The 20,913-nt window shown below is 60.8% G+C and carries 18 protein-coding genes and 1 pseudogene; 15 read left to right on the top strand and 4 right to left on the bottom strand.

What is annotated here, in order from left to right; translation table 11 throughout:
• Nucleotides 1-2 precede the first annotated feature (2 nt).
• From MESOP_RS32010 to MESOP_RS31980, 7 genes are all read left to right on the top strand, one after another.
• Nucleotides 3-743: an SCO family protein gene (locus MESOP_RS32010; RefSeq protein ID WP_150111247.1), complete on the top strand. Its 741-nt coding sequence runs from the start codon at nucleotides 3-5 to the stop codon at nucleotides 741-743.
• Entirely contained in the window at nucleotides 740-1,693 is a 954-nt protein-coding gene (gene coxB / locus MESOP_RS32005; protein WP_013897137.1) for a cytochrome c oxidase subunit II, read from the top strand. The genes MESOP_RS32010 and coxB overlap by 4 nt, the downstream gene beginning before the upstream one ends.
• On the top strand, nucleotides 1,690-3,330 hold the full coding sequence (gene ctaD, locus MESOP_RS32000) for a cytochrome c oxidase subunit I (protein ID WP_013897136.1): 1,641 nt from the start codon (nucleotides 1,690-1,692) through the stop codon (nucleotides 3,328-3,330). Before coxB ends, ctaD begins: the two co-directional genes overlap by 4 nt.
• Nucleotides 3,327-3,962 carry a cytochrome c oxidase subunit 3 gene (locus MESOP_RS31995; RefSeq protein ID WP_013897135.1) on the top strand — a complete coding sequence of 212 codons (636 nt, stop codon included), beginning with the start codon at nucleotides 3,327-3,329 and terminating at the stop codon, nucleotides 3,960-3,962. Before ctaD ends, MESOP_RS31995 begins: the two co-directional genes overlap by 4 nt.
• Nucleotides 3,959-4,207, top strand: coding sequence for a cytochrome C oxidase subunit IV family protein (locus tag MESOP_RS31990; protein ID WP_013897134.1), 249 nt, complete (start codon nucleotides 3,959-3,961; stop codon nucleotides 4,205-4,207). The genes MESOP_RS31995 and MESOP_RS31990 overlap by 4 nt, the downstream gene beginning before the upstream one ends.
• Nucleotides 4,208-4,381: 174 nt before the next feature.
• Entirely contained in the window at nucleotides 4,382-5,413 is a 1,032-nt protein-coding gene (locus MESOP_RS31985) for a thiamine pyrophosphate-dependent enzyme (protein WP_150111246.1), read from the top strand.
• Nucleotides 5,414-5,463: 50 nt separating this feature from the next.
• Complete coding sequence (locus MESOP_RS31980) at nucleotides 5,464-5,880, top strand: SRPBCC family protein (RefSeq protein ID WP_013897133.1); 417 nt, start codon at nucleotides 5,464-5,466, stop codon at nucleotides 5,878-5,880.
• Nucleotides 5,881-5,943: 63 nt separating this feature from the next.
• Here MESOP_RS31980 and MESOP_RS31975 read toward each other — a convergent pair whose 3' ends face one another.
• Complete coding sequence (locus tag MESOP_RS31975; RefSeq protein ID WP_013897132.1) at nucleotides 5,944-6,240, bottom strand: DUF982 domain-containing protein; 297 nt, start codon at nucleotides 6,238-6,240, stop codon at nucleotides 5,944-5,946.
• A 116-nt stretch (nucleotides 6,241-6,356) separates the two neighbouring features.
• A pseudogene (locus MESOP_RS35445) lies at nucleotides 6,357-6,655 on the bottom strand (amylo-alpha-1,6-glucosidase); the annotation flags it as partial.
• A gap of 190 nt (nucleotides 6,656-6,845) precedes the next feature.
• On the opposite strand from MESOP_RS35445, the gene MESOP_RS31970 reads away from it, so the two are divergent.
• The 4 genes from MESOP_RS31970 to MESOP_RS31955 all read left to right on the top strand — a co-directional run bounded on the left by MESOP_RS31970 (nucleotide 6,846) and on the right by MESOP_RS31955 (nucleotide 9,166).
• Entirely contained in the window at nucleotides 6,846-7,202 is a 357-nt protein-coding gene (locus MESOP_RS31970; protein ID WP_013897131.1) for a hypothetical protein, read from the top strand.
• A gap of 258 nt (nucleotides 7,203-7,460) precedes the next feature.
• Nucleotides 7,461-7,931: an Hsp20 family protein gene (locus tag MESOP_RS31965; RefSeq protein WP_013897130.1), complete on the top strand. Its 471-nt coding sequence runs from the start codon at nucleotides 7,461-7,463 to the stop codon at nucleotides 7,929-7,931.
• A 75-nt stretch (nucleotides 7,932-8,006) separates the two neighbouring features.
• Nucleotides 8,007-8,501 (top strand): Hsp20/alpha crystallin family protein, encoded by a 495-nt coding sequence (locus tag MESOP_RS31960; RefSeq protein ID WP_013897129.1) that lies wholly within the window; start codon nucleotides 8,007-8,009, stop codon nucleotides 8,499-8,501.
• Between the two features lie 71 nt (nucleotides 8,502-8,572).
• Entirely contained in the window at nucleotides 8,573-9,166 is a 594-nt protein-coding gene (locus MESOP_RS31955; RefSeq protein WP_013897128.1) for an ETC complex I subunit, read from the top strand.
• A 60-nt stretch (nucleotides 9,167-9,226) separates the two neighbouring features.
• Here MESOP_RS31955 and MESOP_RS31950 read toward each other — a convergent pair whose 3' ends face one another.
• A complete protein-coding gene (locus MESOP_RS31950) occupies nucleotides 9,227-9,421 on the bottom strand; it encodes a hypothetical protein (protein ID WP_013897127.1) in 195 nt (64 codons plus the stop codon).
• A gap of 152 nt (nucleotides 9,422-9,573) precedes the next feature.
• The gene (locus MESOP_RS31945; protein WP_013897126.1) at nucleotides 9,574-10,524 is read right to left on the bottom strand and encodes a PfkB family carbohydrate kinase; all 951 of its coding nucleotides are present in this window, start codon (nucleotides 10,522-10,524) and stop codon (nucleotides 9,574-9,576) included.
• Nucleotides 10,525-10,998: 474 nt separating this feature from the next.
• Between MESOP_RS31945 and MESOP_RS31940 the strand changes: the two genes are divergently transcribed.
• From MESOP_RS31940 to MESOP_RS31920, 4 genes are all read left to right on the top strand, one after another.
• Nucleotides 10,999-11,865, top strand: coding sequence for an alpha/beta fold hydrolase (locus MESOP_RS31940; protein ID WP_245265029.1), 867 nt, complete (start codon nucleotides 10,999-11,001; stop codon nucleotides 11,863-11,865).
• Nucleotides 11,866-12,191: 326 nt separating this feature from the next.
• Nucleotides 12,192-12,650: a LysR family transcriptional regulator gene (locus MESOP_RS31935; protein ID WP_013897124.1), complete on the top strand. Its 459-nt coding sequence runs from the start codon at nucleotides 12,192-12,194 to the stop codon at nucleotides 12,648-12,650.
• A 2,095-nt stretch (nucleotides 12,651-14,745) separates the two neighbouring features.
• Complete coding sequence (gene trxA / locus MESOP_RS31925; RefSeq protein ID WP_013533570.1) at nucleotides 14,746-15,066, top strand: thioredoxin; 321 nt, start codon at nucleotides 14,746-14,748, stop codon at nucleotides 15,064-15,066.
• Between the two features lie 278 nt (nucleotides 15,067-15,344).
• Nucleotides 15,345-20,546, top strand: a complete 5,202-nt coding sequence (locus MESOP_RS31920; protein ID WP_013533569.1) for a shikimate kinase — start codon at nucleotides 15,345-15,347, stop codon at nucleotides 20,544-20,546.
• Nucleotides 20,547-20,913: the final 367 nt, after the last annotated feature.

Raw genomic sequence — 20,913 nt, 5'->3', positions numbered from 1 at the left:
TGTTGACTGCGCTTTGTCTTTTCGTTGCCGGTACGGCGCTTGCCGCCGAACGACCGACCTTCGACCCGAAGCCCGGCGCGAAGCTAACTCTCGATCGCGAATTGGTCGATGCAAGCGGACGAAAGCTGACGCTGGGCGAAACGCTCGGCGGGCGTCCTGCGCTGGTCATCTTCGGTTACGACAGATGCCCGAACCTTTGCGGCGTCACACAGCAGGCGGTCGCCTCTGACCTTAAGAAGACGTCGCTTCTTCCTGCAGACTACCGCGCACTATTCATCTCGATCGACGCCGATGAGACGTCCGCCGATGCCGCCGAGGCGCAAGCCGAAATCGCCTCCGCCGCCGGCCCGACGGGATTGTCCGCCTGGCGCTTCCTGACTAGCAGCGACGGCTCCGGCGCGGTGCTGGCCAACGAGGCCGGCATCACCTTCGACCGGCGCAAGGGCATAGATCAGTTCGTCCATCCGATCGCGGTCATTGCACTCACGCCGGCTGGTCGGATTTCGCAAGTGCTGCCGGCGCTGACCTTCACGCCGCGCGACCTTCAGCTCGCGCTGGTCGAAGCATCGGCCAATAAGCTCGGGTCGATCGCCGATCACGTCTTCCTGTTCTGCGCAGGCTTCGACAGTTCCAAAGGTCAGTACACCCCAGCCATCTGGGCGGCGTTGAAAGTGGCGAGCCTGGCAACGGTACTCGGCCTGGGCGCGACGGTGCTTTGGCAAACGCGCGGGAGGGGAAGATGAGCTTCGGCATTCCCTTCTTTCCGCAGGAAGCCTCATCGGAAGCTGGCCGGGTCGATGCGCTGTTTTACACGCTGCTTGCTTTCTCGGCCGTTCTCGGACTGGCGCTCACAGGTCTCGTTGTCGGGTACGCGGTGAAATACCGCGTCGGCTCGCCGGCGGATCGCACCGGCCAGCGTTCCCGCAACATGTGGCTCGAGATGAGCTGGACCATCGCCAGCCTGATCATCGCCTTCATCTTCTTCGGCTGGGGCGCGATACTTTTCGTTCGCCGCGACCATCCGCCGGCGGACGCGCTGGAGATCACGGGGCTGGGCAAACAGTGGATGTGGGAGTTCAGACAACCCGGCGGCCAGCGCGAGATCAACGAATTGCATGTTCCGGTCGGCAAACCGGTCGTGGTGTCGCTTGCCGCGCAGGACGTCATCCACTCCTTCTTTGTGCCGGCTTTCCGCATAAAGCAGGACGCGGTTCCTGGACGCACCACGCACATTTGGTTTATTGCTACCGAGCCCGGACGCTATCACCTGTTCTGCGCCCAATATTGCGGCACGCAGCATTCCGAAATGGGCGGCTGGGTGACGGTGATGGCCCCTGAGCAGTATGCCGCGTGGCTGAACAGCCAGGGCGAGGGCGAGACGCTTGCCGCAAGCGGCGAAAAGCTGTTTCGCGCGCTCGGCTGCTCCGGCTGCCACGGTCCGAACAGCAAGGTGCGGGCGCCGGCCCTCGAAGGCATCTTCGGCCGGCCGGTGGCGCTCGATAACCAGCAGACCGTAATCGCCGACGAGCGTTACCTGCGCGACTCCATCCTCATTCCGAAGAAAGAAATCGCCGCAGGCTACGAGCCGGTCATGCCGAGCTTCGACGGTCTGATCGACGAGGGCGAGCTGCAGATGCTGCTTGCCTATCTGAAATCGCTTTCGCCGCAACCAAGCGCGGGAGCAAAGCCATGACCCGTTCGGCAATGACGGGGACATATCTGGGCGAGGGAGCCGGGCCCCGCGCGTGGCTGCTCACCACCGACCATAAGCGTGTCGCCTGGCTCTACTTGGTCTCGTTGACGGCATTCTTCTTTCTCGGCGGCGCGATGGCGGTGCTGATGCGAATCGAGTTGGCGACACCGGCCGGCGATCTCGTCTCCGACGATGTCTATAACCGGCTGTTTTCGCTGCACGGCATCATCATGGTCTGGTTCTTCCTGGTACCGTCGATTCCGGCAACGTTGGGCAATTTTTTGCTGCCGCTGATGATCGGCGCGCGCGACCTCGCATTTCCGCGGCTCAATCTCGCCAGCTGGTACGTCTTCATCTTCGGCAGCCTGTTCGCGCTGTTTTCGGTGGTCGCCGGCGGCGTCGATACCGGCTGGACCTTCTACACGCCGCTGTCGACGCTCTATGCCAACGGCTTCGTCTCGACCGCAGCGTTCGGGGTCTTCGTCGTCGGCTTCTCGACCATCATGACCGGCATCAACTTCATCGTCACGGTGCACACACTGCGTGCGCCGGGGCTCACTTGGTTCCGCCTGCCGATTTTCGTATGGACGCTCTACGCCACCAGCCTTGTGATGGTGCTCGCGACGCCAGTACTCGCGGCCTCGTTGATTTTGATCGTGATGGAGCGCGTTTTCGGCATCGGCATCTTCAATCCCGACCTCGGCGGCGATCCGCTGCTCTTCCAGCATCTGTTCTGGTTCTACTCGCACCCCGCCGTCTACATCATGATCCTGCCGGGCATGGGCGTGGTGTCGGAGGTTCTGCCCTGCTTCAGCCGCCGGCCGCTGTTCGGCTACAAGGCGGTGGCGATGTCGTCGATGGCGATCGCCGTCTTCGGCTTCCTGGTCTGGGGCCACCACATGTTCGTCAGCGGCCAATCGGCCTACGCCGGCGTGCTGTTCTCGTTCCTGTCCTTCTGCGTGGCGATCCCGTCGGCGATCAAGGTCTTCAACTGGAGCCTGACGCTGCGCAAAGGCGAGATCAGCTTCGAGACACCGATGCTTTATGCGTTGTTTTTCCTGGGGCTGTTCACCTTCGGTGGATTGGCCGGGCTCTTCCTTGCGGCGCTCGCGGTCGACGTGCATGTCCACGATACCTATTTCGTCATCGCGCATTTCCATTACATCATGGTCGGCGGCATGGTGACGGCCTATATGGCCGGGCTGCATTTCTGGTGGCCGAAGGTGACCGGCCGCATGTATTCCGAAACCGCAGGACGCATCGCGGCGACCGTCACTTTCGTCGGCTTCAACCTGACGTTCTTCCCGCAATATGTGCTGGGCTTCGACGGCATGCCGCGGCGCTATCACACCTATCCGCCGGAGTTCCAGTTCTGGCATGTGCTGTCGTCAGCTGGTGCAGTGGTTCTTGCAATCGGCTATCTGATGCCACTGTTCTATCTCGGCCGGTCGCTGTTTCGCGGCGACCGCGCGCCCGACAATCCGTGGAACGCCACCGGGCTTGAATGGCAGACGGGCTCGCCGCCGCCCCCGCATAATTTCGAGACGGTGCCGGTCGTGAGCGGCCCTGCCTACGCCTACGACATGAAGGGGCTCGAGCACGAGCGCTTCAGCCCGCATCTGGAGGCTGGCGGATGAGCAGCACCGAAAGCGTCGCCTTCGACAGTCCGCACCGCGAACAGCGCGCCGACACCTTTGCCATGTGGGTGTTCATCGGCTCCGAGGCTATGCTGTTCGGCGCGATCTTCCTGGTCTTCCTCGTCGCGCATATCGACTACGGCCCCGCCTTCGCGGCGGCGTCGAAACACCTTTCGCTGCCGCTCGGCACCTTCAACACGGCCGTGCTGATAACCAGCAGCTTCACCATGGCGCTGGCGCATATGCTTGCGCTTCGCAGACGTTGGCGCGCGACGGTTTGGGCGCTGGTCGTGACCTCGGCGCTGGGCGTGTGCTTTCTGGCGGTGAAGGCGATCGAATACGGCAAGGAGATTCACGAAGGCCTGGCGCCGGTTCTCGGCCTACCGTTCCGTTATGCCGGGCCGGATCCGGCGCATGCCGAATTCTTCTTCGGCCTCTATTTCACGATGACGTCGCTGCATGCGCTGCATCTGATCGCCGGCATCCTGGTCATCGCCGGCACAATCGCCCTCTGGCGGGCTGCCACTCCCGCCAGCCGCTTGCGCCGGGTCGCGGCCGTTGGCCTCTACTGGCATTTCGTCGACATCATCTGGGTGTTCATGTTCCCCGTTCTCTATCTGGTCAACCGATGAGCGACCTTCGCAAACTCAGCCTTGGCTATGTCGGACTGCTCGCGCTGCTGGCGCTGACGGTCGGCTCGTCCTTGCTCGACCTCGGCGGCTTCAACGTCGCTTTGAACCTGGCGATCGCCGCCGCCAAGTCTGTTCTAATAGCCATTATGTTCATGCACCTGACCGGTGCTCTGCCTCGTCTTGCCGTCGCAGCAACCGGGCTATGGCTCGTGATCTTGTTCGGCCTGACGCTGATCGGCCGATAGGCGTAACGGCCACTATCAGGCGAGCCGACATGGCCATCGTGACGAGAGACGATCCCGAACTCGAAGCATCGGCATCGGAACGCTGAAGAGCCGTCGGCCACAGCAAAGCCGCCATCGGTGTTTCCCGACTGTTTTGGCATGCCTCCGCTGTAGGCTGTTGAAGCGGAGTGGCGTTTGACACGACCCGTTGCCACCACAAACATGGGAAAAGCGTCGATCCCCGAGACGCACCCGCTCGCGATGGGCGCGATCGGCAATCTCACCGGACCCGGTGGGCTCGGGAGGCATACGAAGCCGTTGGTGCAGCAAGCCGATGTTCTGCTGCTGATCGGCAACCGCACCAACGAGGACGGCACCGACCATTGGTCGCTGATTCCCGACGGCGCGCGTGTGCTTCACATCGATATCGATCCGCAAGAGATTGGTCGCAATTACGAAGCGGTGCGCCTCGTCGGCGACGCGCGCACCACGCTTGAAGCGCTGACCGACGCACTTGGCAGCCATTCCCGCAACCGCGATACGAGTGAGCAATGCATCGCCGATGCCTGGGCAGCATTCGAACGCGAACGCCGGCCATTCTTGACGGATGCCGAACCAATTCGCGCCGAGCGCGCACTTGCCGCGATCCAGAAGCGTCTAGGGTCAGACACCGTGGTCGTGGCCGATGCGAGCTACGCCTCGAACTGGGTTGCGGGCCAGCTTCGCACAAGCCATTCGAGGACGCGCGTGATCTCGCCGCGAGGCCTTGCAGGACTTGGCTGGGGCTTCCCGCTCGCGCTCGGCGCAAAGCTCGCCAGGCCCGAGCGGGAGGTCATCGTCGTCGTCGGCGACGGCGGTTTCGCCCATAGTTGGGCGGAACTCGAAACCGCCGTTCGGATCGGCATTGCGGTTACCGTGGTCGTCCTCAACAATGGCGTGCTCGGTTATCAGAAGGACGCCGAGAAAGCCAAGTTCGGTCGCTACACGGCGGCCGGTCACCTCGGCCAGGTCGACCATGCGGGCATCGCGCGCGCCTGCGGGGGTTATGGCGAAACTATCGAACATGCGCGTGACCTCGACGCCGCATTTGATCGGGCGGCTGGGTCCAACACCATTGCGCTTCTTGACGTGCTGACCGACCCTGGCGGCCATCCCCCGATCTCGCTTTACGATGGATCGCTTGACCGGCTGGACCGTGGGCGCGTCGTCCAAGATCCCGTTCCATAGACATTCCCCATCGCTGTGTATCTCCGCAACCTGCAAGAGAAGGAGCCAAGATGACCACGATCGTCGAAACGACGCGAATTGCCGAGAGGCCGGATGCGCTATGGCATGAGATCGGCCGGTTCGGGGCCGTAGGGGAGTGGCATCCCTTGTTAGACAAGGTCGAGAGCGAAGGCGAGCGTGAAGGCTGCCGGCGAACAGCCGAGGCGAAGGACGGAAGTCGACAAACCGAACGGCTTTTCGAAACGGATGCCGAGCAGCATTTCTATCGCTACGGCATAGAGTCAACCACAATGCCTGTGCGCGACTACGTTGCCGAGTTCAAAGTCCAGGACAACCATGACGGCACCAGCACCGTCGTCTGGTTAGCAGAGTTCCAACCAGAGGCTGACGAGCCGAAAGCGACCGAAGCGATCAGAGATTTTCTGAGGACCGGGTTGAATAATCTCGCTGCTGTGCACGGCAAGTAAGCTCGCGGCCGAGACTGGGCCCCGGAACGCAAGCTCCATCGGATGAAGAGACCTTCCGCACCCTCACAAGAGGTCTGCGTTGCTGATCTTTGGCCCTGTCATCCACGGCGGTGCTGTAGGCACATCCTCGATGACGCCGATCTTGCGGGCCCAAGTCGTAAAGGCCTTGTGCGCGGCCTCGACAGGCTTCCGACCGTCGTAAGCCGAGTAGCACGCCTCACAGGCCGCCGCGTGAAGGAGGCCACGTTTTTCGACAGGCCATTCTTCTAAAAACTCAATAGCATCCATCACGCAGTCGATTTTTTGGATGTAGCCATTCTCTCCTACGAAAACTGGCTGCCTGAAAGCATCACCTTCCATAGTGACCTCCCTTCAACAACTGAACCTGGTGATCGTTTCCGCAGATGCACTGCTCATATTCGAACCGCTGAATGCCGGCTGGACAACAGAAGAGATTGGAAGCACCTCTTCTCAATTCAAGACCAGCTTGCCAGGTGACGGCCAGCAGCAGCGACCCGGTCGCCGACGCGCTGAAATTGAGGTCGACCTTCGCCTCGCCAACGGGCTAAGTGCCGGATGACGATATCGTCGATGCCGATCGGCAACCGTGGACGTTGGACATTGATCTCGAGCTTCCAGCCATCGATGCGGATTCCCAGACAGGCCTGCAGCATCATAAAGGCCGAGACCGCGCCTGCGTCAGACAGACAACCGGATAGGCAGTCGGCGCGTCGCCGATGGCCCGCGTAAAGCCGCAGAACAGCTCCGGCAGCCGCTGAAGAAGAGGAGACGGCCACGAAAAGCGACTGTTCCTGCCGTTCGATGCGGAACAGGACCGGCTTGTTCTGTGCCTTGCCGGGCCATTGAAATTTGGTCGAAACTCTCCAAGATTTCAGCCGGTGGAAATCGCGAGAGCCACCAAGATGACGTCAACAGAGGAGCCTTTTGGAAGCGGAGGACCATCGATGGAAAGAGCCATTTCGACGAGTTTTCCCCAAGTCGGGCCCGAGGGCCCTGATGTTTTTCTTGACCGGTTGCTGCATCCGGCACGGCATTTCGAGCGACCTCAGGACGTGCTGATCGACGAGACGCTGGACGTCCAGGAGAAGCGTGCAATCCTGTCATCATGGGCATCGGATGCCTGTGCAGTGGAATCGATGCCGGCGCTGCGCATGCCGCCCGGGGTCACCGAACCCGTTGGCTTCGATGCCATCATGGATGCGTTGCGCCAATTGGATCAATGCGAGACGCTTCCCGCCAGTCGCAGTCATGAGCTCGACATCGCTGCCGCCGGATTCACAGCATTGGTAGATCGACTTTGAGCGAATGCCGCCTTTCAGGAATCCCAGGGGTCTTCCGCTGACGAGGAATTCGCCAGCGGAAAACCGAGTGCGTTCCTCCTGCCCATCCCCCCTACGTCGGATCTTGCCTGAAAATTTTCCTATGGCCTCTTGAATACGCAACTAGCTGTTCTAAATCGACAATCGCCGGTCGCCTGATGGGGCCGGCGCTTAGTCAGGAGGCGCTAAGGCTCCCCTTGGCGTCTTTTGTATCCATGTTGCTCAAAGGAGGATGTGGCTATGAAGACAAACCTCGATTTTACCCCCTTGTTCCGGTCCAGCATCGGCTTTGATCGCATTTTCGATCTGCTCGAAAATGCGAGCCGTGTCACCGCGATAGACAATTGGCCGCCCTACAACATCGCCAAGACCGGCGAGGACGACTATCGCATCACAATGGCGGTAGCCGGTTTCTCGCAGGATCAACTGACCATCACTCATCAACCGAACTTGCTGCTTGTGAGCGGCTCGCAATCGGGTGAGGACGACGGCCAGTATCTTTATCGCGGCGTTCCCGGGCGCGCCTTCGAGCGGCAGTTCGAAGTGGCAGACCATGTGAAGGTCGTCGGCGCCAGCCTGGAAAACGGGCTGCTGAACATCGATCTCAAGCGCGAGCTTCCCGAAGAGATGAAACCGCGCCGGATCGCCATCGCCGGCAGCACGGCCCAGGCGAAGCCACGGCAGATCGAAGCCGAGAAGAACGCCGCCTGAAGTCAGAGTGAACCAGAAGCGACAGGCACCGGCGCTCGTCCGGTGCCGCGCTCTTGAACATGGAGGTGAATGAAGATGAACATGCGTGACCTTATCCCGTGGGGCCGCAACAACAACCAGGCCCCCAACATCTATGGCGGTGGCGATCCCTTTGTTTCGCTTCACCGTGAGGTAAACAGGCTCTTTGACGATGTGTTGAGGAGCTTCGAGACGCGTCTGCCTTCTATGGGGCAGCTCTCGTCTTTCGACAATGGCTGGCCGAAGGTGGAGATTTCGGAGTCGGACAATGAGCTTCGCGTCACCGCCGAGGTTCCCGGTATGGAAGAGAAGGACATCGAAGTCCTGCTCGATGAGGACGTGCTGACCCTGCGTGGCGAAAAGCGGTCGGAGACCGAAGAGAAGGGCTACTCCGAGCGCTTCTACGGTCGCTTCGAGCGGCGCATACCTCTCGGCTACGAGGTCGAGGACGACAAGGTCAAGGCGTCCTTTGCCAATGGCGTCCTGACCTTGACGCTGCCGAAGAACCCAGACGCGCAATCGAAGGTGAAGCGCATCCCGATCACCCACTGACGCATGGAGCAAGTCGGGGGCGGCAGGCAGCCGCCTCCGACGCATCCTTCGCAAAATGGGAGGATTGAACGATGCAAAAGCAAGAAAGAGAAGTCACACAAGCCGCAGAAAATTTCGCACCGGCAAACGACAATCGCAAGCGCGCGCTGTCATTCGGCAGATCCGAGTTCCCGCATGATGCGGTCGCACGGATCTACAAGCCTTCCCGTTCAGTCATGACCTCTGGCCGTGCGCGGGCGAAAGGCTGGCGGCTGATCTTCGAGCGCCGTATGGCGCCGGTCATCGAACCGCTGATGGGCTACACCGGAAGTGGTGACACGCTGACTCAGGTGGAGCTCGATTTTCCGACGGTTCAGGCGGCCATCGACTATGCCGAACGTCAGGGCCTCGCTTATTCGGTTCAGGGAAGTCCGGCGGCCGAAGAGTCCAGCGTCGAAACTTCCGATGCGGGAAGGCGGCTGCAGGCCGGCGTGTACGTTGTCCGGAGCCGCCTCAAGTTGGCTTTGCTGCAGAGCAGCCATGGCGAGATTTTGCAGGCGCCCCATGCCCCATTGCGGACCGGCACTGACGGACCCGGCGGCGCTTTATGCATACCGATGGACGTCAGAAGACGAGAAACGCGCCATCCCCGCGAGGGCCAAGGTATCAATCTCCTTATCAGTTAGCCCGATAACAACGAAACCGATCGCTCATGTTCCGATGGAGTGGCTTCTGGCAAGGAAAACTCAATTCGCGGCAGGCCGCTTTTTGTCCTTCTTTTGCGGCTCGCGCGCCAGTGCCTTGCGGATCCGCTCGATCTGATCCTCGTCCGCCTGAACGGGCTGCGAACTGTCGTCGGGCAATCCCTCTGCGGTCTGACCGATCGAGACATCTCGCGGCCTGTCGTTTGCGCCGGTGGTGATCTTCCTGTTCTTGGCCATGCTCGCCTCCATAGATATGAGGGAAATGGCGAAGGCTGGATCAGAGTTGCAGCGGTGGCAAAAAATCGGCTGGCGACTTTGGCCGGAGCATCGACAGAGCTCAGAGTCGGTCAACATCGGCTAGCAGAGCGCTAGGCCGAATGGTCGCCCTGTCACCGGCCATTCTTCTTCAGCACGGAAACGAGCATTTGATCGAACTCCGACCGTGTCGGATAAGACGCGTGCGTGCCTTTCCGACCAACCGAGAAGCTTGAAGCCGCAACGCCCCAGCAGGCGGCTTCGTATGCCGATTTGTGCTCCAAGGTCGCGGCAGCAAACGCGGCAATAAAGGCATCGCCGGCCCCCGTCTTGTCCACGACATCGACAGACGGCGCCCTTATTGCTGTCGTCTCGTTCCTCTCACCGAGGATGCAGCCACCGTCGGAGAGCTTAACGCATGCAATTTCAACCCCCAGGGCATTGAATTTTGTTGCCGCGTCGCGGGCCTGGCTTTCATCGGCTACTTCAATTCCCAAGGCATCTGCTGTTTCCTTCTGGTTGGGCGACACCGCATAGAAGCGTTTTAGGTCGGTCTTCTCGATCTGATCGGCAAATGTTGGATCGACGATGATCCTGAAGCCGCGTCTTTCGGCAGCTTTGAATGCGGCCTCAAGCACAGCACGAGGAACCTCGAAATCAGCGATCAGGACGGAAGATGGCGGGGCGTTGTCGATTGCCTGTACGACTTTTTCGACAGCGGGAGCTTGCCAGTCCATATTCGCGTTGGGGACTGAAAGGATCGACTTGTTGCCATCTGCCGGGACGACGACGACAGCTATGCCCGTCACGGAGTTTGGAGCGACAAAGACGTCCTCCAAACCGAGGTTCTCTTGCATGAACGGACCGATGGCCACCGTGGCGAAATCGTCGTCTCCGACCTGGCCGAGAAGCTTTGTTGGAAATCCGAGCCGGTGCGTAAAATAGGCGACGTTGGCAGCCTTTCCGCCGCTCTTTTGAGAAAATCCGGATGCTCTGACGGTCGCGTCACCGCTGAACGGTTTGTCGACCTCGAACCTCAGGTCGGCATTAATGCTGCCCAGAGATAGAACCAGCGGCTGTGCCAAACTTCAAACTCCGCTTTTCGGGTTATTGGCTGGTATGATCCACAAACCTGCTTGCTCGCACGATCACCCGGTCGGATCCGTCGTAATGAGCTTTGCTTCGCGTCCGCGAGCCTCTGCGTCGACCATATCTAAGACGCCCGAGATCGCGGCGTTCGCTCGACCGCAGATCGTTGCCAAAACTGGTCCCGGGCGAGAATGGTTCCGCAGCGACGTTCTCGGAGATCGGCTCTTGTCCCAGGCGACCGTCTCAGGGCCGGATTTTGGACGACCGCGTTTGGCGGATTCAGTTGAAGTGCTGCGGCACAAGCGCAGATAAAGCCGCAACAGGACGCGGCCTCGGTGCTGTCTCCGCCGGCTCAACCGGTCGAGTAGAATCGGGAACGCAGGCCGATCCGGTACGTTGCGGTGATATCTGCCTATCGATGATCTAGGCCGTCGACAAGTCGGGCAGAGCTTCTCGACGGCCGATAGCTCGTGGTTTTCCAATCGCAGTTCAGAGGCTTCCTGGTGATGGCGCAATGGAGTTTAGTTGACCGGTTCTCGTTTGATGGACACTCGATCGCCTGGGGCGCGATCGGTGAAGGGCCGCCGGCAGTTGTCATCCACGGCTCGCCTTTCTCCTCATACGAATGGCGCCGGATCGCTTCTTGGCTCGGGCGACACCGGCGCGTCTTCTACTACGATCTTCTGGGCTACGGCCAATCGGCCAAACCTGATGCGGACGTCCTGCACAGCGCCCAGAACAGGTTGTTCGCAGCGCTCGCGAACCATTGGAATGTCGACCGGCCCGACGTCGTCGCCCACGACTTCGGCGGTTCGGCGGCGTTGCGAGCACATCTGCTGGACGGGATCGACTACCGCAGTCTCGTGCTGATCGATCCCGTGGCGATCAGCCCGCAAGGCTCGGCGCTCGTCCAGGCGGCAAAGGCGCATCAAAACACGTTCTCCGGTTTGCCTGGCTATATCCATGAGGCGATCCTGCGCGCCTACATTGGCGCCTCCGTAAAGCACGCCTTGCGCGAGGAGGAGATGCGTCCATACCTTGAGCCTTGGTTGGATAAAGAAGGGCAGAAGGCCTTCTGGCGGCAAATTGCGCAAATGGACGACAAGTACTCTGAGGAGGTGGAATGGCGGTACGGCGAAGTCCGATGCCCTGTCGCCATCTTGTGGGGCGCCGAGGACGAATTCATTCCGCTGCAGGACGGCGAGGAACTCGCCCGCCGTATCCCGGGCGCGTCGTTGACCACGATCTCCGACGCCAAGCACCTTGTTCAGGAGGACGCGCCCGAAGCAATCGTCGCCGCCGTTCTGGACTTTTGGAGCGGGCTGGAGGTGGCGTAGGCCATGAACGCAGGGCAGACAGTTGCACAGGTCGCTATGTCGAATTCCGTTGGCTCAACTCAACACGCGCCCTGCCACCAGCACCGCAATTGCTAAAGCGTGTCGCGCTGAAACGGATTCAGGCGACACGCTTTAAATCTTTGTTTTTATGCATGTTGTTGTCCCAGAACCGCTGCGCGCTTCTGGGCGACATGCATCGGTGACAACGGCACGGCCAAAAGCCAGCCCGCTTCCAAAACGCTGTTCTCATAGTCGTTCACCAGGACGCTCCTTTCCCGGTGTCCTGGCACAGGCGCCATTCGAAGGCGCTTGGACGGGTGCGGCTCATGCCGCGGATTTTGCAGGCGGCCGGTGCGGCCGGCGCCTTAATCTTCGGCAACGCCTTGGTGCATCACCGCTTTGCCGGAGGTCACAATAGTCGCCACGACTTTTCGAAGGTTTTCCCGGCAACTGGTTGCGCGACCGGCCCGATCCGACGCTTCGATCTCCGCCATTACGCAACGGCTGGCGTCGCGTTCGCGGCGACGTCAGCCCATGCGTTTGCAGCTGCCGCCGTGCGTGAAGCCGTTGCCGCCGGGCTGGGCGCGGGTATCGTCTCGAAGACGGAATTTCAACCGGATGAGCGCCTGAGGCCGCTGCGGATTGCCGATCACAAGCCGTTCACGGAGTCATTCGCGGCCTGTCTGAAGGGGCGACAAGAGCTTCGCCCGATCAAGGCATTTATGAAACTCGTGTCTGAGTTTGTGACTCCGGGGCCCGTCCAGGAAAGTGTTGCGGATATCTGATGACGCTTCGGTGAGAAGAGTGACGGCACTTTTTCAAGTGCTGGGAAGGCCGAAATGGGAATCGAATTGGTATTACAAGTATATGAAAAATATGGATAAATACTGCCAAAACAGGCAATGGTGCCCAGAGGCGGAATCCAAGCAGAGAAAATAGCACTTGGTTTCTCAATCGCCTAGCTATGAAGCAGCAGCAGCGCTGACCAACATAAATACCAACAAAATATTTCTGTGGATTGGTTCGGTTCCCGAACATTGCCTTTCGGTCCGACGCCACCGGACCTTAGATGCAGTCGAGCATCGCAGCGACTTATCACCTATCCATCGACAATCAGGTCACATGTATTTGCCATGCGATGTTGCAACTTGGACAGAGTGTCCCCTGCGGACAACATTCTGAACGACTGCTTCGCCCCTCATCGCAGCCATTAAAGTGAGGCTGTTGGTCACCTGGACGCGGACACGTAGACCAAATTCGGCAATGGACGGCTCTTACCTGGGATGTCGAAGTGCCTAACGCCTCACTCGAGCCGTACTTTCCCTGACGATCAACCTGATCGCCAACTCGCGTTGCGATGGTGATGGTGATCGGCAGCAATTCGGCCCATGTCGCGTGCCGCGCTGGATTCTGTTGCTGGGCCACAGACCCGATCGACAACTCGGAGTATGACCGTTTTCTGTTCGACTACCATCAATCACGGGCGAACTGCCAACCGCGTGCTCGAACTGTTTGAACGCCACGGTCGCGTGACCAATCGTTTCTCGGTGCTAAGCACGGACCACCTTAATCAGATACACGCGGCGTTTTCGCCCGAGGACCTGATGGGGTCGAATTCATCCTGCAGGGGGAGGGCCGATCGCAAAGGCTTTCACCGGGCGCCCACGCGCGGAGAAGGGCGTCCGGCAAAGATGCCGCAATCGCCGTGCCGGAGGGCTGTCCCACTATCGCCTGTGTTTCTGGCCTTCTGGTAAATATGCGGCAGGGACGTTTACAACTGGTGACGCCGGTACCGGGTAACGAACGCTGGCCTCTCGGGTACCGAATAATGTCTCAACGTGTCTTCAGCACGCCCGACGAGTTCCGGGAGGGTCTCGATAGCATCGTCGACGAGAATATGCTCGAAAACCCGCCTCCCAACCGGCCAATTCGCTTCCGCGGAGACCTGCAACACGAGGCGGGGGACCACTGCTTCCATCTCCGCTCACGGAACCTTGAGCATCGAGTGCTCGACGGGGTGGTTCCGATTCCCATTGGTCATCTAATCGCGAGCGGGAACTGTACAGCCTCGGAGCTGATTATGGGGGTCACGGATGCAGCGAGGTCCTTGCCGTCGCCGACCTGCTCGATCAGCTATACGCGGCTGGGGTGATCGAAGAGGATCTCGACGACATTTCGCTTGGCAGAACGGGATGACGGGCGCGGGCCGCAGGCCGCGAGCTTTTTTTGTCGCAACGCCGCTGCCCTGCGTTCCACTCCGATAGAGCGGGCTATCGCGGCCGGTCCTCGACCAAATCGTGGTGCTCGCCGACGGCTTCGCCAATGACAATGGCGCCAAGCTTAGCGGACCACTCTATGCCGTGGGTTGGCATTGAAGTATTGGCAAGCCAAGCCGGCGTGGCGTTTCCCCTCGCAGATCATCTGGTCGCACCGTCGGGTTGCGCTGTCAGTCATGGTTATCGTGCGCGATGCCGTCCGGCGACAGGGGCAGACTATCTGCCAGGCCTTGCCGCTCGCTGAGCAACGCGGCGTGATGCGCAATTTGCGCGGCCTTTGGGATGTGCGTCGCTTTCCATGCCGCCGAATTTGGCTTCCAATTGTAGATCGTCGCTTCGGAGATCCCATGCTTGCGAGCCGGTCCAGCATGTCCGATCTATCCACATTACGAATGTAACCCGTTTCGACGTTGACGCTTCAGAACTTTGGATCTTCATTGCAGGACACGCTCCAATCGGCGCATTCGATGTTGAACGAAGGTCCATTTGCCGCTCGCAAAACTTACATCATCTCACTCGGGCTCAGTCAAAGTGGAAACAGCGTTCGGCTAAGCCGGAAACCGTCACATTTGATTTAACATCTTCTTCGGTCAAAGGAGCAGCCATGGCTACCGTGAAAGTCGATATCGATAACTTCCAGTCGGAAGTTCTGGAATCCGCAGCACCCGTCGTCGTCGATTTCTGGGCCGAATGGTGCGATCCCTGCAAGATGATTGCTCCGAGCCTCGAGGAAATCTCCGTCGAGATGGAAGGCAAGATCAAGGTCGCCAAGCTTAACATCGATGAAAACCCGGAACTCGCCGCCCAATTGGGCGTGCGCTCCATTCCGACGCTTGCGATCTTCAAGGGCGGCGAAGTGGCCGATTTCTCGGTCGGCGCCAAACCGAAGACAGCTCTTTTGAACTGGATTTCGAACGCTGCCTGATCGAGATCGCTCAAATGAAGGAACCGTAGATCCACCCCGTGGGGTCATAGTGATTTACTGGCATTTTGTACAGCGCTCAGCCCTTTGTGCTTCCGCTTTATGTCGGAAGAACGAGTGGTGAGGAAGCTTTTCACTGGGGCGTTGTCGAGGCAGTTGCCGCCGCGTGAATGCCGCAGCTTTCAAGCATGCCGTTGCAGGTTCGCGTGACCGCACTCAACCAATGACGCCCTGTTGTTGACAGGCTTAGGCGATGCGTTTTGCTGGATCGGAGAGGGAATATGGGCAGCACCGGAGAGTTAGTCGGACAAGCAGGGCGTCCTGATAGCGAAGAAGGCCCGCACCGCGTCTCCGACGCAATGTCGGACCAGCAGAAGACGCGCGAAGAGACGCTTGCCAGCGCCGGCGTGGTGGTTGCCCGCGACGGCAATCTCGACGGATTTTCGGATTCAGAGTTGGCCAATTTGGTGAACGGCTTCAGCAGATGGCCGGACCAGCAGGAGACGCGCGAAGCGACGCTTGCCATCGCCGGCGCGGTGGTTGCCCGCGATGGCAATCTCGACGGATTCTCGGATTCAGAGTTGGCCAATCTGGTGAACGGCTTCAGCAGATGGCCGGACCAGCAGGAGACGCGCGAAGCGACGCTTGCCATCGCCGGCGCGGTGGTTGCCCGCGACGGCAATTTCGACGGATTCTCGGGCCAAGAATTGGCCAATCTGGTGAACGGTTTCGGCAAGTGGCCGGAAGAAGAAAAAGCACGCAAGGCGATCGTTGCCATCGCCAGCGAGCTCGGTTCCAAGGGCCGTCGCTTCAGTGCTTTCGGCACGCCTGCACTAGTCAGGATCGCCAATGGCCTGTCGCGGGGTATCGAGGCGGGAGAGACCGCCGGCGAGGTCGCCGAACCGGCCTTGCTGAAGGACCGGCTGCATCAGCTGGCGCACTACCTGCAATATGCCGAGGATCGGCTCCAGCAGGCCGATGTCCATGCCGTCGCGAGTATATTCAAGGCGTTGGGCAAGGCGCAGTTGATGGATGATCTCGGTATGCTGGCACAGCCGGGGCTGGACAGGCTCGAGGTGTTACGTGCCGCTCCCGGGTTTAAGCTCGACAACAACCTCGAGACGATGGGCAATCTTTGCAGCTCCCTGCTGCCACTAGCTCGCAGCCCGAAGCCGGCGTTGCGCTGGCACCGCAAGTCGGCGCTGAACCTGCTCAACGCCATCCAGCCCGTGGTGGAACACAAGATCGATGCCTATCTCAAAGCAGGCCAGGCCGAGCGTACCAGCGGCGCCAATGCAAGCCGCAGCCCGGCGCTTTCGATCCATCAGGTGCTCAAGACCCGGGCGGTGCTGGAGACGCTCTACCGGCGGCCCTATGTCGACGGCGACGAGCTCGCATTGCGGGCCAGGCAGGAAGAGCTGCATGGCAAGACTAGGCAGATACTGAAGAGCGCCCGCACCCTCATCGACGCCGACCTTTCCTACAAGAGCTGGAACGTGATCGCCCATATCGAGGCGAAGGAACCGCTCGAAGCGCTCGACACCTTCATGGCGCAGAACGCATCGATGATCCAGGCCCAGCATGCAGCCGCCAGCTTCGATGTTCATCGGGTGCTTCAGGCCATGGATCAAGACCCGAGACCGCCGCAAGGCGATGCCGGACTAATGCGGCTGCCGGTGGTCGACATGCAAGGCCAGCCGCTGCCCAGCGAAGCCGAGTTGCGCTATTCCATTTTCCATCGCTTGACCTCGGGCGCGGTGAAGGTGGTGGCGGTGCAGCTAAAGGGAACTCCGACTGGCGCCATGTTGACACGCACGGTGGCCGTGGAGGGCGTGCCCTACCGCATGGACCTGTTCGGCGGCAGCAAACTGAAGCCGCCGCAAAGGAGCCTTAACCAGCTTGCCTCTGACCTGCCCTTCACGGCCGCAGAGGCCCCAAGCGGCAAGCTTTTGGCGATCCCCTATGCCGAGACGGCTCCGGGTACGGCCTTTGAGCAGCTGTCGCGGGCCTGGGCGCCGTTCAAGGAAGCCTATTACTATACCCAGCGCCGCGGATTTGCCGCGCCGCCGGGCGTCCCCGACGTTGGCCCGCATGATTATGCGCTGGAAGGGTGCTTCAAGCTGTCCCTTCTGCCCGACCGCCCCGCAGGCGCGGTGCATCCCTTCCGGTTCGAGGGGCGAGACGGCGAGATCGCCTTGCGGCCGCATGACGGCTGCGGCTTCATCAGGGCGTCGCTGGCCGAGCGCATGCCGTCCGTTGCCCGGGCTCGCCACGACGCTCCCGAGCGGATGCCTGCCTTTGCCGATAAAAGGCAATCGGCGGTACCGCCCACGGCGCTGCAACATTATCCGCGCAGCGTCGAGGTGGCACAGGAGACCCGCGAGAAGGCTCTGGCATGGCTCGAAACCCATCAAAGCCTCACCACCGAGGAGCTGTTTCGGACGGTCACGGGCGGGCATATCGAGGGTTCGAGCGCTATCGCCGTGCCGTCCAGTGACGAATGCCTGTATGTGCCGACGGGCAAGAGCAAGACCTTGACCCGTGACGCTGGCGTACTTGTCGGACGCTCCCCCTATGACAAGCCCAACCTGCGCCCGTTCGCCGCCGAGCGGGTCAGGTCGGCGCGCGATGGCGACCGCACCGCGGCGTTCCTGGATCGGTGCGTGGCCTTCCAATACAGCTTCAACGTCGCGCACAGGTCGGGGGCTAGGCTTGCCGCCGACGATCCGACCTTCTTTGCCAAAGGCGTCTTGATCGTTGTGCCCGACGAAATGTGGCCGGCGGACTTCGCCGACCGCGGGATTGTGATGTCTGCCGAGGACGTAAAGTGCCATTCGCGCTGGCTGGAGGAAAAGGACCGGGTCAAGACCGACACCGCGCTCGAGTGCGTCGGCATCCTGCAGGCGACGGAGGTGTTCGCGCCCGGCTCTTTGGTTGCGGTTCCGACCGCCCAACAAAAAATGCTCGACGGCGATTTTGATGGCGACGCCGTCATCATCATCGGCGACCAGCCTCGCCTTTACGAGCATGTGCGCCAGTTCGACGCGCAGCTGCAGGCGCGCGGCATCGCCTCGATGAAGCCGCCGAAGTCGCACACGCCGGCCATTGAGAAAGGCGGCTACCAGTTCAGCCGGTCCAAGCAGATCCTGTCGGCCACCGGGCTGGTGCTGGAGACCTACAGCTGCCTGCAGCGCAACGTGCTGGCGCAGCCGCTGGAGGCGCAACGCTGGTTTGCTGAGCGTGCCATCTTCGGCACCTACGAGGGCATTCATCAAGAGCTCAAGGCCGACATCCGTGCATTGTTGCAGGAAGATCGGCCGAATGGCCAGACCCTCCATGAGCTGATCGCCAGGGCGGGGGAAGACAGCAAGGCCGCCCGGCATCCGGTGGCCTGCGAACTGGCCGCGTTGCTAGTGGCCGAGCTCCAGGACTGGAACCTGCAGCTCAATAGCGAGCCGGCTCATGAGCATTCGGACGTCAAGCAGAAGTTTGCGCGATCCGTGGCCTCAACCGGCGCGAAGCCTGCCGTCAGCGCCGAGGCCGCCGCGCTCTTCCCGAAACTCAGCGAATCCTATCCGGCAACCGCTGATGCCAGGAAACGCATCGACTTCCTGCTCAACCGCTATCAGGCGCGCATTGATCCGCGGCCCGACGGCTACAACCCGGTCGATCTGCATGAAAGCGCGATCAATCTGTTGAGCGTCGGCATCAAGGTCGGCACGGACGCCTACAAGTCCGAAACCGGTGCGCGAGTGTTCATGCAAAAAACCACCGAATTGCAGCGGCTCATAGAGCAGAGGCCGGGCTTCAAGTCGGCGCCCTATGTCAAGTCGCAGGCGGCAAAGCTCCACCAGGGCCGGTTCGACGTCGATGGCAGCCTGGCGGATCTGAAGGACAACCCCACGCTGGCGGCCTCGGTCATGGAGGCCTCGATCAGACTCGCCGTCGAAAACCGAATACTGCCCAGCGCCTTAGCAATTCCGGCCTACGACGACCCCGCCAGCAGGATAGCGCTGAACAGCGAACAGGCCCTGGAGCGCGCCAGGCTCGAAGCCGCCCTCGCCGAAGCGCAAGAAAGCGCGATTACCGAAACTGTGCATGCGGTTGCCGAGCTTTTGCGGCAGGACGGCATCGAGGTGAAGGTGCCGCATCTTGATCAACGGTCGCGTGGGCAGATCTGGACAGCCAACGAGTTGACCGGCCAGGGCGTGAGCGCGGCGCCGGAGGCCCAACTGGTCACCAGTGCAGTGCGCCATGTCTTTGAGATCCCGGACGAGGCTTTTACGCGCGCCTTCAGGAAGGCGGCACTGGCCTTCGAGGAGCGTGACTGCAACGAGGTCGAGACCACCAACTGGTTCATCAGGATGGACACGCAGGGGTTACGCGGCGTTCACACGGCGTTCACAACCGCACAGAACTATCGCTTCGAGGTCGAGTTCCATACGCCGGCCAGTTACCGGGCCGAGCTCGCGCAGCGCGCGCAGAGCGAATGCGAGCTGGTCCCCATTCCCCGTGGTGCCTGGGACATATTACACTGGGGCTCGTCAGGAGAAAGCAGGTCGAGGGCGGCAGGGACCTCCAGGTCGCCCATCGTCGCAAGACAACAGAGTGCGGTCATTCTCTCGCCGCATGCCGGCAAGATCCTCGCGGCCCTCGGTACGAGGCCGGTCGTGCTCGTCGGCATGCCGGCGAGCGGCAAGTCGAGCATCGGCCCCCGCCTTGCCAGGGAGCTGGGGGTGGAGTTTGTCGACATCGATAAGCTTATCATCAAAGGGCACGGCGATATTAAGGATATATTCGAGCGCAGTGGCGAGCCTTACTTCAGGGAGCTGGAGACTAGAGAGCTCGCCGAGCAGCTGAAGAAAGGCCCCATGGTCATCGCAACCGGCGGCGGCGGCTTTGTCAAGCAGCCCAATCGAGACCTGATCCGCGAGAAGGCGGTGTCAATCTGGCTCAACACCGATCTGGATGAGATAGGCAGGCGCCTCCACCTGCAGCAGCGCTCCACGGGCGACACCGGCCGGCCGCTGCTGCAAGGCCCCGACATAAAGCAGCAGCTCGAAAACATGTTAGAAAAGCGCGGGCCAGACTACCAACAGGCCGATATCAAGGTGGTCCCGACCTTTAGAAAAGACAAGAAGAACGCCGGCATTTGCGTGGAGGCGCTCCACGATTTTCTGTGCAGCAGGGAGAGAGAAGCCGCCCTGACGCCCGCTACCGAGATGTCACATGTCTCCGGTGCTTCCGGCACCGCCATCAGCATGCCCCCAACAGCGCAGCGCATGCACGATGATCGTCCCAACCGCTATGATTGCGGGGGCGGCGTCGTGGAAACCATCCAGGCGCCGGCGGCACCAATGACTCAAGGTGAACTGCCGCCTCCCGACACCCTCACCGCCGAGCCGCAGCCTTTGCTGGCCGGCAATAACGCACGAGCGGATTTAGCATCTTCCATGAGAAGCAGAGAACGCTCAAGTCGATGACAACAAGCTTTAGGCGAGAATCAGGTCCTTTCGCAGGTTTGGTGCAGGGGGCGGGTTCGCGCCGAATGCTAACAAAAGTGGGAATCGCATGCATAAAGTCGTCAGAAGCCTCTGGCCGAGTCGATCCGGTCCTAGATGACACAGGAGGATTCGCTGACCGTCCAATGGCCCGCCCTTCACAGCAGTGATGCGGCGAGCAGGCTTCGTTCGCGGTCTGGCAAGGTCTCGAGACGACCGGCTGCTTGTGCTTGGGATCGAGGTCATGGCCGAGGGCGTGGAGACAGAGGCAGCCGACAAATTCTGCACAAGCTTGGCTGCAGAACCGCTCAGGGCTTCCTATTCTCAGCGGGGGTCCCTCTGCCCCAAT

Source organism: Mesorhizobium opportunistum WSM2075, from assembly GCF_000176035.2.
In the GTDB taxonomy this organism is placed as follows: Bacteria; Pseudomonadota; Alphaproteobacteria; order Rhizobiales; family Rhizobiaceae; genus Mesorhizobium; species Mesorhizobium opportunistum.
The sequence above is the reverse complement of the archived record's forward strand: the minus strand, read 5'-3'. Positions and strand labels throughout refer to the sequence as shown.

What these genes read in the sequence shown, in the direction of transcription:
- coxB (WP_013897137.1), top strand. Translation starts at nt 740, where the DNA reads ATGAGCTTCGGCATTCCCTTCTTTCCGCAGGAAGCCTCATCGGAAGCT.
- ctaD (WP_013897136.1), top strand. Translation starts at nt 1,690, where the DNA reads ATGACCCGTTCGGCAATGACGGGGACATATCTGGGCGAGGGAGCCGGG.
- MESOP_RS31995 (WP_013897135.1), top strand. Translation starts at nt 3,327, where the DNA reads ATGAGCAGCACCGAAAGCGTCGCCTTCGACAGTCCGCACCGCGAACAG.
- MESOP_RS31990 (WP_013897134.1), top strand. Translation starts at nt 3,959, where the DNA reads ATGAGCGACCTTCGCAAACTCAGCCTTGGCTATGTCGGACTGCTCGCG.
- MESOP_RS31980 (WP_013897133.1), top strand. Translation starts at nt 5,464, where the DNA reads ATGACCACGATCGTCGAAACGACGCGAATTGCCGAGAGGCCGGATGCG.
- MESOP_RS31975 (WP_013897132.1), bottom strand. Translation starts at nt 6,240, where the DNA reads ATGGAAGGTGATGCTTTCAGGCAGCCAGTTTTCGTAGGAGAGAATGGC.
- MESOP_RS31970 (WP_013897131.1), top strand. Translation starts at nt 6,846, where the DNA reads ATGGAAAGAGCCATTTCGACGAGTTTTCCCCAAGTCGGGCCCGAGGGC.
- MESOP_RS31965 (WP_013897130.1), top strand. Translation starts at nt 7,461, where the DNA reads ATGAAGACAAACCTCGATTTTACCCCCTTGTTCCGGTCCAGCATCGGC.
- MESOP_RS31960 (WP_013897129.1), top strand. Translation starts at nt 8,007, where the DNA reads ATGAACATGCGTGACCTTATCCCGTGGGGCCGCAACAACAACCAGGCC.
- MESOP_RS31955 (WP_013897128.1), top strand. Translation starts at nt 8,573, where the DNA reads ATGCAAAAGCAAGAAAGAGAAGTCACACAAGCCGCAGAAAATTTCGCA.
- MESOP_RS31950 (WP_013897127.1), bottom strand. Translation starts at nt 9,421, where the DNA reads ATGGCCAAGAACAGGAAGATCACCACCGGCGCAAACGACAGGCCGCGA.
- MESOP_RS31935 (WP_013897124.1), top strand. Translation starts at nt 12,192, where the DNA reads ATGCCGCGGATTTTGCAGGCGGCCGGTGCGGCCGGCGCCTTAATCTTC.
- trxA (WP_013533570.1), top strand. Translation starts at nt 14,746, where the DNA reads ATGGCTACCGTGAAAGTCGATATCGATAACTTCCAGTCGGAAGTTCTG.
- MESOP_RS31920 (WP_013533569.1), top strand. Translation starts at nt 15,345, where the DNA reads ATGGGCAGCACCGGAGAGTTAGTCGGACAAGCAGGGCGTCCTGATAGC.